Raw genomic sequence first — 13771 nt, forward strand, 5'->3', positions numbered from 1 at the left:
GCTATCTGTTCAACCGATTTGTTTTTACTGAGCGTCCTGCCGAAACTCTCTTATTTTACCAATCAGTATACCATATTCGCCTAAAATTGAACACTGTTCAAGTAATTTTTGATTATGGCCTATGTTAAAGTAAGAACACATATCTGTTTTCGGAAGAAAACAATGAAATATAAAAAAGAGCCGTACTCTAATGATTGATCATTAAAGTATCAGCCCTTTCATTTTAATTATAATGTTTTGCCTGAGTATTATACATATTGAAATACAGACCTTTGGTGTTTTTCATTAATTCCTCATGAGTTCCCTCTTCAACTACCAAGCCATTCTCAAGAACTATTATTCTGTCGCAGAATCTGCAAGATGATAGCCTGTGAGAAATGTATATTGCCGTTTTTCCATGAACTAGTCTGTCAAAGTTTTTGTAAACCTCATATTCAGAAATAGGATCAAGAGCTGCCGTAGGTTCGTCCAGTACGACTATTGGTGCATTCTTATATAATGCCCTTGCAATGGCAAGTTTCTGACCCTGCCCTCCTGACGGTTCAACACCATTTTCCACAAACATCTTGTAAATATGGGTTTCATCTTTATCTTCAAGGCTGTCAATCCATTCTTCAATTCCGGCAATCTTATATATTTCTTCTAAATCAACATTTTTGTCCTCAAAAACTGTTACGTTTTCCTTAATCGTAAAAGCAAAAAGTCTGAAATCCTGAAATACCACAGATAACAGCCTTACATATTCTATGAAACTGTACTCTCCGGCTTCCCTGCCGTTTATTAATATTTTTCCTTCGTAATTATCGTATAGATGACATAGTAATTTTATGAAGGTTGTCTTTCCGGCACCGTTTTGTCCTACAATGGCAACATGTTCCCCTGCCTTGATTTTTGCAGATACATTTTTAAGAATGTACTTTTCCGTGTTTGGATATTTAAAGCTTACATTCTTAAATTCAATTTCACACTTATTAATTTTTGCCAAAATATCTTCTGTTTCTTCCAATGTTATATTGTCTGACAATCCATTTTCTACTGTTGTTTTATCAAATTCATTGTCTTCAACAGCTACACTTTCAACAAAATCAATATAGAACTTTAGAACTGAAGATGTATAATTCATTTCCAGATATGAATTAACTATGTTTCTAATTGCACTTGCAAACTCGCCTGTAGCCTGAAATAAACTTGAAAACTCACCAATGGTAATTGTCTTGTTAAAAATATTTACTACAAGAAGTATATAAATTGTCATATCACTTATAGAATAAAATATGTTATTTACATTCCAATATTTCAAAAAGCCTATGAAATATTTTTTACTTGTACCATATATTCTGTCAACATAGCCGTCATATTTCTTTTCAAATATTTCTGACGCATCATAAAGACGAATGTCCTTTGCATATCTGCTTTCCTGCAATTCAGTATTAAAATATGTACTGCCTCTTTCCACCGTGCTCATTTCTTTGAAGAATTTACGTCTGCCCTTGTTTACTTTCGATGTAGTATAGGAGTTTACTGCAAAGGAAATAATTACCGGAATCATCAGCCACGGAATCCTTGTACAAACAAGAACTACAACTCCCAATGCTACAAAGAAATTAGTAATTATGTTTGCCAATGCTGTAATAAGACCGTTAACCTGCCCTGTTTCGTTTAATGCTCTTTCCGCATTTTTAATAATATCTAAAACATCTGTGTCTTCTGTATTTTGAAACTTCATGTTAACGCAGCTCATACACAAATTGGTTTTAAGTATTCTGTCAAACTTTTCACAAATCTTAGAGATGTTTTCTCCTGTCCACTTCTTCACATTTGCACAAATAAAATTTCCGCCACAAATAAAGGCTACCCAGAACACAATCCACCCCATGTTTCTTTTAGATGCATCTGCAATTTCATCAATAAGGTACTGGGTTCCTAAAATTGTAATAAAAGGAGACACGGAATTAATAATTATGTTTACTATAAGAAACATATAATACATTTTATCATTTTCCCATGCGAATTTTCCAAAAAACTTAAAGCATCGGATACTTTCTTTACTATTTTTCATACTACTGTCCTCCTTCCATTTCAACTTTCAATGCTTTTGCATCTCCATTATTAGTTGTTTCGGTGCTTTCCGCATTATCACTATTTTTTTGTTTTTCCTCATAATACTGGGACTGAATGCCAAACATATATGCGTATTTTCCATTCTTTTCCATTAATTCCTCATGAGTTCCCTCTTCCACAATCATTCCGTCTTCAAACATTGCAATTTTGTCACAAAATCTTGTACTTCCTAATCTATGGGATATGAAAACTGCTGTCTTACCCTTTATCATGTTTTCAAATTCACGATACATTCTGTCTTCTGCCAAAGCATCAAGTGCTGCTGTAGGTTCATCCAAAATAACAACTTTTCCATCTTTATACAAAGCTCTTGCCATGGCAAGTCGCTGTTTTTCACCACCTGATAAATCAATTCCCTCTTTATCAAATATTTTTAATAAATTGGTATGCACACCTTTTTCATAAGAGTTGATTTTTTCACTTAATCCACTTTGCTCCAGCACCTTATTTATCTTATTCATATCTGTTTTGTCTTCCTCGGCAAAGGAAATATTCTGATAAATCGGCATTGCAAAGCTTTCCACATTTTGAAATACAGGTGAAAACAGTTTAAAATATTCCTCTCTGTTATATTCTTTTATATCAATGCCATTTAAAAGGATTCTGCCTTCACTTGGTTCATATAACTTCATCATAAGTTTTATGAAAGTAGTTTTCCCGGCACCGTTGACACCAACTACCGCCAGTTTTGCTCCATCCTTAATGGTTAGATTAACATTCTTTAACACATAATTATCGTGTCCCGGATATTTAAAACTTACATTTTCAAATCTAAATTCAAACTTATTAAGATTTATATCTGTAATATGACCGTCCTTTTCATCCGCTGTTTCTTTATCCTCTTTCCAGTCTACAAAATTTCTGTAATCATTAATCATAAGACTGTTAGTTCTCATGCTTGAATAAATCCAGTTAACATATCCCACTGAATTATGAAAAGTTGTTACCAGTCCCACATAAAGGACAAAATCCGATATTTGGTACGCACCTGTAACAACGTTGTAAACAAGCCATGTATACATAAGAAGCTTCTGAATAAGTAATACTGAGCCGAGACTTACTTCCCATAAAACCATTCTGTTATGATGTTTCCTATTTAGTTCTTTGTATGTTTCATTTACACCTGATAACTGGTTAGCAAAGGCATTTGACATATTAAAAAGTCTGATGTCTTTTGCAAAATCAAAATTCTTTGTGGTTGACTCTAAGTAATTCATTTTACGCCATGTTGGTGCCATTGCATCTGAAAATTTAATCTTATCTCTTTTCGTAAAGAAAGATGAAATCTTTACTATTCCAAAAGATATTACAATGAAAATTATCATCATTAACAGATTTTGGATTCCTATTAATGCCGCTGACAAAATCATTAACGTTCCCTGAGCAATAAAATTTCTACTTTGGTATAAAACTCCATGAAATCCGTTACCTCTGTTCAATGCTGTTTTCGCTCTTTGGACATAATCAAGGAAATCCGGGGATTCCATATTTTTAAAATCAGTGTGAAATAGCTTGTCCATTCTCTTCTTTTCAACATAGCCCTCTGTCTTCCGGTATTCAAACTCAAAGCTGTTGTAACAGGTAGTGCTGATAATATCAAAAATCAACATTATCAGGCAAATAACTATTGTATAAATAATTATTGTTTTAAGGGGCAAATCATTCTCAATAAATGACAACACATATTTAGGAGCATATGAATTTAACAAAGTTCCCACTATGTCTCCTATAGGCTTAATTAATGTGATTGCCAGCAATCTTAAATTGCTTTTTCTCTCAATATTCAGGGCGTAAATAAAATTATTTAAAAACCCGTATGTCTTCTGTTTTTCCATAAATCTCCTTATTATTAAATTCTTTTACTTATACCAATTCTAACCAATGTAACGTTTTTATACAAGGTGGATTATGATTTAGAAGAACTTCTTTTTAATGCAAAAATAAAAGGCACAAGCTGACCTGTGCCTCAAATAATCATATACGTTTTTTATAATTTTATAAATAATCTGCCACGGCCATGTAAACATTTACCAGAAAAATTGCAACGAATATAACCAGCAAAATCCGACCTAACCAGACTTCTCCTTTTCCTCTTTTTACCGTTTGTTTCTTTTTTTCAAATCCATTATCTTTTGCTATTTTTACTGCTTTTTCCCAGTCCTCATCACGAACCAGAACGCTCTTGTATATCATTACATCTGAGCCTTTTACCCTGAAGTAATCCCCGGCTCCTCCTGCACGAACGTTCGTCTGAATGTTGCAACTCTCTAACAAGCCTACGAGCATCTGTAATTCCACTTCATTACTTGTTGAATATACTTCTTTCATTTCTTCCCTCCGTTAAGTATTTCTAAAATTTTATATGTAAGTTGTTTTTGCTAATACAAATTTTAGCAGATACCAGGTGTTAGTGCAAGTAGGGGTTGATTGGATTTACTTATAACGATTTACTTATAAATCTGTTTAATATTTTATTTTACAACTACCGACACGGCTTTGTTTTCATCGTTTATGATACTTATGCATTCCTTGATTTCTAATTTTTCCGCCTCTTTTTTAGTAATTCCAACAGTTTTCTTTGTCTTTATATCATATGCAAATGCATCTTCTGCCATAGCGTATACCTCTTTGTTTTCTGCATCGTCCCAAAATGTATCTCCCTTAGTAATTGTATAACCATCACTGCTTTTGCCCTCAGGATAAACCACTTTGAAATCCAGACCGTTCAGTACCTCTGACCATTCCATTAATGTAAGTTTAGAAACCACTTGACCCCCATCATTTATGGTATTTTTATCATTAAAATTCAGAACTACCTTTTTATCTGATTTTTTAGAATACCCACACAAAGTAACAGATTTTCCATTTTCCCCTGATACTGATATCCAATGCTTACTATTTTCACAATATGCATTTATTGACACTAACGAACTATTATCCAAAACTTTATTTCCGTCGCATAAAATTATAATTTCTGATGGATAACATTTACATTGATCCATTTCTTTAATAGTAGTTGCTGCCGTTTTCAACACTGATGGTACATTCCTGGTATGTACTTCAACCTCTTTTTCCATAGTACCCCCTTCATTTCCTGATATCATTAATTCTGATATTTTATCATGATAAGAAAATGTGAAAACACACATTCCCACTATAAGCATTAGCGAAATCATACACACCATAATTGACAGAAACTTTTTATCTTTACTTAACAACAAATCTCTCTCCTCCACTATATTTTTCATACACTATTTTTGTGGATGAATCTATACAGAATGCCGGTCTTACTCCTGCACTATCAAATGCATTTTGCATACTAAGTTCATCATTAAATGTATAAACGTAAATCAATGAACCCAAAGATGTAACTGGTGTTCTCAACATCCACGTAACTGACTCACCATTCATAATACACATTCTATTTTTATATTCTTCAAAATAGTCTATTTTTTCACCCTCATTAACATTATATTTACAATCTTGACAAGACTCTTTTAATGAAGGTAAAAAAACCTTTCTATTTATCAACTTCGTTTCATTTCCTGCAATATTCAACGCTTCCTTAGCAGCTATTGTAATGTCAACTGATTCTACCTTATCGCTTATTTCATCTAAATAAGTTATGTATTCATTACTTAAGAACTGATCAATTTCACTGTCCTCATAATACGAACTGTAATCATTAAATCTACGTACTTCCGGCAAACATTCCTTTCGCAGCAACAAAGTTTTACCATCTTGATAATCGCTCTGCAATACAAGAAATGGCACATACTTACCGTTTTCTTTAACATATACTTCGTATTCATCTTTATTATTATCATAGGAAATATCTGATATGGTTGCGTTATTTTTATCAAAACCACAAGAAGATAAGATAAACATCATAAGACAAATTAAAATACTTAGATAAGATATTTGAAATATTTTCTTCATTTTCTCTTTCCTCCATTTGAGCAAAATTATTCCAGCGATTTGCAGTTGCTTATTTATGTATTGGTACAATAATGCATATTATAAACAATCAATTCAATAATACAATACTTGAGTTTTATTTTATTCTATAATACCGGAAACGTATCTCGTAAGTAAAATAGGTGTACAATTTTCAATTTTTGTACACCATTTGCCTCATAGTTTTGTAGTAAACTTATTTAATTTCTACAAGCTCTTCTTCATTAATGTAAACATTTCTTATCATACCTAAATCGATTAAATCATCAAATTGATTAGTGTATTGAACTTTGGTTGTACCGTTAAATTTACAACCGGATTTACTAAACATATTATCATTATTGCTAAGACTTTTGATAATGTTATCATTTTCGCCCTTTATAACAACATTCAAATCAGTCATTTCATTGTTTGTTAGAAGTCTTAATCCTAAAGGTGAAACATATAAAATATTATCATTATATTTATATTTTCTACAATTATCACTAAATTTTAAATCGAAAGTATATTGTCTATATTCGTTATTAACCTTTTCTTTTGTATCAATTATTTTAATACAATTATTTAAATCTATATTTTCTAAATCATTTGTGCTAATGTCAAATGATGCATAAACAAATAATTTATTATTTGCATATTCTGCATACTTATTAAACGTCCCCGATGCTTCATATTCAAATATAAATCGTCCGTCTTTTCCAAATGATTTTATGGTCTTATTATAGTCATTTATATTAGATTCAACTTTGTTACCATTTTTATCGCAAATTGAGAATACTAAATACCCCAATTGTGTATTCTTTTCGCATAAGCTTTCTTCTAGAGAAATAATATAATTATCAATTTCTATTTTCTGATTTCCCTGTGTTAATATTTTTTTAACAATACTTTCCTGATTTTCATTATTTGAAAAGAAAAACTGAAATAAACTTTTATTTAAATGAGTATGTATGACTATATTTGATGCCAAAATTAAAAGTATTATTGTAACTAAAGCAATCACTATCTTTTTCTTCATTGTTTTAAACTCTTTCTTATCACTTTTATGAGTCACATTCAGCTCGATTTTGCTTCGCTTCATCTCGCTGATGCGGCATTCGCCGCATAAAAAACATCATATATAACGTCTTGTATGCAAGCATACAGACCGTTATATATGATGTTTTTTTATGTGACTCATTGCTAACGCACAAAAAAAGTACCACCCCAGGCAATTTAATGTCCGAAACGGTACCCGCAAGTGCGCCTCCAGGGGCTCGAACCCTGCACACCCTGAAAGCCCTAGTGCATTTTATATCAGTTTATTAAACATTATTTTGTATTATAAAAATGCCCGCAATTCCTTTGTTTATCGGGCATTGCAGGCAATATAAAACTTTATGGTATTTTATAATAAAATGTAAAAAGTTCAAGTGTTTGTGGGAAGGATTTTAGGTTTTTATATAAACAACATCTATTATTATAAGTTGCTGTGTTACGCTGAACAAATTTAACTTTGCTACTCATTAAAATTTTAACTTCACTATGACTTGCTCTTTTTACCACTAGTATATTTTTTTCTAAAAAGCTCTACCATATCTTCTAATTTATCTAAATTATCAATATCACTTTCTGTCACATAAAGGTTTATATAGCCTTCTACTACATTTCTAAAATCTAAAATTAGTCCTTTTTTCATTAATTCATAGATATTATTAATTCTATCCTTTATAAATTCCATATTTTCGTCCTGATCATTTTGATTTATAATAATCTTACAATACGAGAATTTCTCAATAATATAACCCACAATTTTTTTATACTGTTCCACATCATCCATATATATGGTATTCCAAATACCATCATCATGACACAAATATGCAATCGTATTGTTTATTGTTTTTATTTTATAGGAATTCAAAGGATTTTTCATATGACACATATATAGCAATTCAGCTAATTCTTCTTTTTTTACGCACTTAAGAACATTCTGATCTACAAAATTTACCCAACAAAAATCTCCCCAATTTTCAACATCTTCACTTACAAATTCTTTTCTATTATCTCCTGAAACATACTCCAAAAACAAATCTGTATTAAATTCCGAATTTATTGGCTCTCCTGCTAATATTAAATAATTATCACAATATCCTAATGCCTCTGTAAATTCATGAAAATCTATACCAGATGAAACTATTTTGTTTTTTTTTGTGTATATTTTTAAATATATAAAATCACTCCACATATAACCTCCTATATCAATTACATTTTTATTCCAAGCAATTACATGCCCCTGTTGAAACATTATTACTATTTGCACTAAAAAGTTTATCGCATTTCATATTAACCAGATATACCTTCCTATATCCCTTTTCATACATTATGTTAAACATTTCACTCGCTCTATTACCACTATAACACATTAAAACAATTGTCTTTTCATCGTATTTATTGTCATCTAAAAATTTAAAAAATATATCTTCTTTCCCTTCTGAATATGGTATATTTACAAAATTATCTAAATGACTCTTAGCATAATCTTCTTCATCCCTTAAATCAACAAATAATAATTTAGGTTGATTTGAATAATATATCTCATTAAATTCTTTTTTTTTCGTAAGTATCTTTATATCACTACTGTCTTTATTCGCTAAAAATATAAAAACTAAAACAATTATTGTCATTGCCACTAATATAATTGCCTTTATTCTATTATTCATACTTTTTCCTTACCTTTGAAATATTTTTATAACTAGTATACTCATATATAATTCCAGCAAAAAATATACTCATAATACCTGATACTAGTAACACTAACACCTTATGCCAATCACAATTATACGTTGTTGCCGTTATTATTTCGCTATATAAAATATAATATATTTCGTCTTTATAATATCCAAAGATATTATAAAAACTACCACCTGATGCTATTACAAAGATTATAATAAGTACAACTTGAAAAAACATTGCTACTATTTTTTCTAATTTAATTATTTTACATATACACGCATATATTATTCCTATACCATACACAAACCAAAGTGCAACTAAATAGATAAGCATTAAATACATATAATTTATTATAGAATATTGCACACCCGTCATTATAATAAATGATATTGCTAAAACTATTGTCATTAACATATTAGCTACTGAACTTATTAAAAATCTACTACATAAAATTTGTTTTTGACTCTTGATGCTGATAGTTATATTATACAATACTTTATTCTCATACTCTTCTTTAAAGATTTCTCCATATGGTGTTGCAATTCCATTTGAAACAATCCTTAGAATAATTAAATAATATATCAAAGTAAAGTAAGTTAAACGCTCATAGTTATTTATATTATATCCCTCAATTTTAAAATAAACTCCTAAACTGCATAGCAAAAGAAGAGCCATAAACATCAATGTATACTGAATAAAATGTCTTTTAAACTGCATGCAATATCTTCTTAATTCGACAAACAAACTTTTTATCATTTCATACTCTCCTTCTTGTCAATTGTTAATACTTTATAACCTATTTCTTCTACAATGCTTTTCTTAGTATGAGTAGACATAATAACACTTCTTTCCTTTATTTTGTTTATATCATCATAGAATCTTCTTAAAGTTTCTTCATCTAAATTTTTATCTGGCTCATCTAATAAAATTAAACTTTTTGTTGTATTTATTGCAAAAATAATCACTAGTTTTTGCCTGGTTCCTTCTGATAAATATTTAATAGGCTTGTTTAATGATTCTCCTATTTTGTATCTGATTAAATCATCATATATTTTAATTCTGTTAAAATCTCCAATTTCTGAAAAGTACTCTATGTTATCTTTAATTGATAACTCTTTATAAAAAAAGGAAGAATTATCTAGATACAACACACTTTTTTTAATAAATCTTTCCCATTTTTTATAACTTAAATAACTCATTGGGAACTCAATCTTAATTTCTTTATTATATTTTATTATTCCAGACTTAGGAACATAAAGTCCAGATAAAGCTTTCAGGAAAGTAGTCTTTCCCGATCCATTTTGTCCCAAAACAGCAATTTTATCATTTTCCTCCGTAACAAGTTTTATTGTACTTTCTACACCTTCTATGTCTATACTAATTTCCATCTATATTCCTTATCTATTAAAGGGGATATTTTTCAATCCCCCTTATTCTCCTTATATTTTACCACGCTAATGCTTTTAAAAAGCACGCCCAAGCGACTGCATCATCAGCAACCCCTGTAAATATATTAAATAATGATAATACAACCAAGATTGCCGAAACCGTAACTGCTCCCACTTTGAGTATCCACTTAAATACACTACTTCTTTCAACTTTCGGATTATATGTTTTTACGGCACTTTGAACCTTTTTGTGTTCCATTACCTTTTCCATTACTTTTCTAGGTACTTTGTCTTTACCATTTTTTCCATCACAATATTTGAAATTATTTAATTTTAAACAATATACATGTTTACCTTTCTGATAAAAATGCAAGTGCCAATAGGTTTTCCCATCTGTATTAGGAGAATCGAGTCTTACTTTCCAATCCCCCTTATTATACACATATGTAGTACTTGCACTAACTATAGTTGTCCCAATAACCATAAGTAAGATTGTCATCAACACCAATATTATTCTTTTAGTTTTTTTCATATTTCCTCCTATCACAATCAACTTTGTATTTAAATCTCTAATTTCACAACCATATGGTAATCTTTCTTGTAGATTTTGTCAAATTATACCATATTCAACTTTAATTATGCAAATAATTTATTTAATGTATTCTTTTGCTAACATAAAAACAACTAACGCAACTCCAATCCCCCCACTTATTAATATCAGCACATAATTTCTTCTAACTATATCTTCAACATTCACCATCACTTTTATAATGGCATAAATCACCAACACAACCATTGCACCGATAACTAAATTGATTTTCCATAAATTATTTATTACATCTCCAAAAATAATTATTGCCAGTAATTCTGTTAATACAACTATAGCTGCGTTTCTATCTAATACTTTATTTCTAATCAGCTTTACGATTTTTATAACTAAAACCATTATTAACATAACGATCAACAAAAGCATTATTGTTATTCCAACATATGCCAATATTTTCACACCATCTTCCATGTTTTTGTTACCTATATTACAATTTATTTCCAATCCAACAATGTTATATGCTTTTTTAATTAATCTAATTACTCTAATAAATATATTTTTAATCCAATTACCAATTTGAAAAATGTCTTTTTTCAAAACACTATTTCTATATGCAACGCATAACGAAAATACAATTCCATATGTAAATAATATAAAAATCAATCCCTTATACCTTTTCTCCATTTGGTTTTCTGTTTTCAATTTTTCCATCAGGACTTGTTGACTTACTTCTTTTTGTAAGTCCTGCTTTCTTAATTCAAGTTTTTTCTCTTTTTCTGACAATTTTATTTCTTTATTTTCAAGTAATTTCTTTTGCACCTTGATTTCGTTTATTATTGCGTTGTTATCTTCTCTTTGCCTGTCTGTCTGTTCTTTTATTTTCATTGCTTCTTTCATCATTTCTTCTGCTTTCCTCAACTGCAAGTCGCTCTCGCTCAAGCTCTCTATTTTCTCGTTCAACGATTTTATTTTCTCTGCTTGATTCTGAATCTGCAATGATGCTTTCTGCAATGTCTGTTGCAGTTTTAAGTTGTCTGATGATTGTTTCTGTATCTTTGCTTTCTGCGTTAATATTGTTGTTTCCATCTGCTGTAACTCCGCTGTCAGTTCTTCTGCTAAGTCTGCCAGCTCGTTCATTTTTAATTTTTCTGATTCTGTCATCTATCTTACTACTCTCCTTCCTCATTCTTCTTTTGATTTCAGCAATTGCTGATTCTGTTGTTTTAATGTTTTGTTCTGTTCTATTAATTTTCTGTTCTGTATCATTAATGAATCTACCTGTTGACTCAACAGACTGTTTTCCTGATTCAGTTCTTCCATTAGGCTCAATGTATCCCCTACCTTTTCTATCACTGCCAATACTTCCTTTAACTCTTCCAACTCTTTCATATATCTGTTCAACCCTTTCCTTTAATATTTTTGTTATTTCAGCAATGCTCTTCTTAATCTGCATTACCAGTTTATTTGATTCCTTAACTTTTCTGTTATACTCACATCTGTCTGATACTTTTCCCTTTTGTTCCATTTGTCTTGCTGCATAGCCTTCATGAATTGTAGGTTCAATATCTAATCCCTGCTCTTCAAAACTTCTATGATCTATTTTTTGTTCCTCTATAAGAAATTTATTGCAATAATCAGCCCAGTTTTTTCTCCATTCCTTAAGCTGTTCTTTTGAATTCCATTGATTTTGAATCACATCAATTCTTTTCCAAAGTTTTTCTTCGCCCTTTCCTTTTCTGATTCTTACCTTTTGTTTTCCATTTTCATCAAGCAATGGTATTTTGTTTCCATTATCATCACGTGCGAACTCTGTCTTTCGCATATTTGACCAACTTCCATCTTTATTAAATGCTCTCATTGTACACATACAATGCACATGATGATTTCCTTCTTTTTCATGATATGCCCAGTCTGCTGCCATTCCTTTATTTACAAAATTCTCCTTTATAAATTCCCGCATTCTTGAAATTGTCTGCTCCCGATTCCACTCATTGGGAACTGCTATTTCAAACTCTCTTGCATACTGACTGTTTCGTTTATTTTCCCTTTTTTCAACTGCATTCCATAAAGTTTCTCTATCAGCCAAATCTTCAGGTGCATTTTTAGGTAAGAGTACTTCTGCAAATACAACTTCTTCTTTTCTTGTATAGTTAAAAGATAAACCAAGTCTTGTATCCTTTAATTTTTGTCCTGAAATATATGCAGCTGACGCAACAGCACATTTTCCAATACTTGATTTAATTATTCTTGTTGTAAAATGATATATTGCCATATTTACACCTCCATCCAAGTGAAACTTGGTGCTATCCAAACGCATAGTTTGGCTCCCTCTGAGTAAGAGCGCACAATGAGCAACGCGAATGTTTATAAACGTTGGGCTCCGCCCACGTATAAGTGCGCCCTTCTTAAAAGAAGAAGGGAATAGAAAAATATCTACTCCCTTTCACAAACTACTTATTTGAATTAACATTTGTTTCCTTAACTCCCATTGCTGTTGAAAAATATTTACCATTTTGTTCCTGCTTGTTTAAAAATCCTATCAATTTAGGTATGTCATCTTTTTCAATAGGTTTTCCCAAAACTGATTCAACTGCTGCACCTACCTCAATTAACCTGTGATTTCGCTTTCTTCTATTTTCCTCAGCCTGCTTCTTTTCCAACTCTTTAATCTGTTCCTTTAAATTGTTTGCCTTTTCCAAATATGCAATTTGTTTCTTTGAAAGTTCATCTTTTCTTTCTTCATATGTTCTTTTTGCCATTTTAAATTCCTCCTATTATTTAATTGCTTCAACATCATTTCTTATTCTTAAATCTCTGCCTTCATTTTTTGACAAAAAATTTTCCAGCACATCTTTTTTAATAAGAAACTTTCTGCCTACCTTTATTACAGGTATTTTTTTCCACTCAATTAGATTTCTTAAAGTATTCTTTCCTATACCTGTAGATTTTGAAGCTTCTTCTACTGTATAAGCTAATTTGGCATTTTGCATGTTTATCATCTCCTTTCTCACTTGCATATTGCAATTATTGTTTTATAATATAATTT

The 13771-nt window shown here is 30.5% G+C and carries 15 protein-coding genes; all 15 read right to left on the bottom strand.

Features of this window, described 5'->3' with window-relative positions; translation table 11 throughout:
• Positions 1–223 precede the first annotated feature (223 nt).
• Positions 224–2059 (bottom strand): ABC transporter ATP-binding protein, encoded by a 1836-nt coding sequence (locus tag Q5O30_RS09735; protein ID WP_021953561.1) that lies wholly within the window; start codon positions 2057–2059, stop codon positions 224–226.
• Between the two features lies 1 nt (position 2060).
• Positions 2061–3956 carry an ABC transporter ATP-binding protein gene (locus tag Q5O30_RS09740; RefSeq protein WP_021953562.1) on the bottom strand — a complete coding sequence of 632 codons (1896 nt, stop codon included), beginning with the start codon at positions 3954–3956 and terminating at the stop codon, positions 2061–2063.
• A 160-nt stretch (positions 3957–4116) separates the two neighbouring features.
• Positions 4117–4449: a DUF2007 domain-containing protein gene (locus tag Q5O30_RS09745; RefSeq protein WP_021953563.1), complete on the bottom strand. Its 333-nt coding sequence runs from the start codon at positions 4447–4449 to the stop codon at positions 4117–4119.
• Positions 4450–4592: 143 nt separating this feature from the next.
• Complete coding sequence (locus Q5O30_RS09750) at positions 4593–5342, bottom strand: hypothetical protein (protein WP_021953564.1); 750 nt, start codon at positions 5340–5342, stop codon at positions 4593–4595.
• Positions 5329–6060: a DUF6273 domain-containing protein gene (locus Q5O30_RS09755; protein ID WP_021953565.1), complete on the bottom strand. Its 732-nt coding sequence runs from the start codon at positions 6058–6060 to the stop codon at positions 5329–5331. The genes Q5O30_RS09750 and Q5O30_RS09755 overlap by 14 nt, the downstream gene beginning before the upstream one ends.
• A gap of 214 nt (positions 6061–6274) precedes the next feature.
• Positions 6275–7159: a hypothetical protein gene (locus tag Q5O30_RS09760; protein WP_021953566.1), complete on the bottom strand. Its 885-nt coding sequence runs from the start codon at positions 7157–7159 to the stop codon at positions 6275–6277.
• A 441-nt stretch (positions 7160–7600) separates the two neighbouring features.
• Positions 7601–8302, bottom strand: a complete 702-nt coding sequence (locus Q5O30_RS09765; RefSeq protein ID WP_021953567.1) for a hypothetical protein — start codon at positions 8300–8302, stop codon at positions 7601–7603.
• 25 nt (positions 8303–8327) lie between these two features.
• Entirely contained in the window at positions 8328–8777 is a 450-nt protein-coding gene (locus Q5O30_RS09770) for a rhodanese-like domain-containing protein (protein WP_021953568.1), read from the bottom strand.
• On the bottom strand, positions 8770–9546 hold the full coding sequence (locus tag Q5O30_RS09775; RefSeq protein ID WP_021953569.1) for a hypothetical protein: 777 nt from the start codon (positions 9544–9546) through the stop codon (positions 8770–8772). Before Q5O30_RS09775 ends, Q5O30_RS09770 begins: the two co-directional genes overlap by 8 nt.
• Entirely contained in the window at positions 9543–10178 is a 636-nt protein-coding gene (locus tag Q5O30_RS09780; RefSeq protein WP_021953570.1) for an ATP-binding cassette domain-containing protein, read from the bottom strand. Before Q5O30_RS09780 ends, Q5O30_RS09775 begins: the two co-directional genes overlap by 4 nt.
• 58 nt (positions 10179–10236) lie before the next feature.
• A complete protein-coding gene (locus tag Q5O30_RS09785; protein ID WP_021953571.1) occupies positions 10237–10710 on the bottom strand; it encodes a hypothetical protein in 474 nt (157 codons plus the stop codon).
• Between the two features lie 117 nt (positions 10711–10827).
• Entirely contained in the window at positions 10828–11625 is a 798-nt protein-coding gene (locus Q5O30_RS09790) for a DUF6040 family protein (protein ID WP_021953572.1), read from the bottom strand.
• Positions 11570–12997: a MobQ family relaxase gene (gene mobQ / locus Q5O30_RS09795; protein WP_021953573.1), complete on the bottom strand. Its 1428-nt coding sequence runs from the start codon at positions 12995–12997 to the stop codon at positions 11570–11572. Before mobQ ends, Q5O30_RS09790 begins: the two co-directional genes overlap by 56 nt.
• A gap of 178 nt (positions 12998–13175) precedes the next feature.
• Entirely contained in the window at positions 13176–13484 is a 309-nt protein-coding gene (locus tag Q5O30_RS09800) for a hypothetical protein (protein ID WP_021953574.1), read from the bottom strand.
• Between the two features lie 15 nt (positions 13485–13499).
• Positions 13500–13715 carry a helix-turn-helix domain-containing protein gene (locus Q5O30_RS09805; protein WP_021953575.1) on the bottom strand — a complete coding sequence of 72 codons (216 nt, stop codon included), beginning with the start codon at positions 13713–13715 and terminating at the stop codon, positions 13500–13502.
• Between the last annotated feature and the right edge of the window lie 56 nt (positions 13716–13771).

Origin of the sequence: Eubacterium sp. CAG:161 (assembly GCF_000432355.1) — a bacterium.
Lineage (GTDB): Bacteria > Bacillota > Clostridia > Lachnospirales > Lachnospiraceae > Eubacterium_G > Eubacterium_G segne.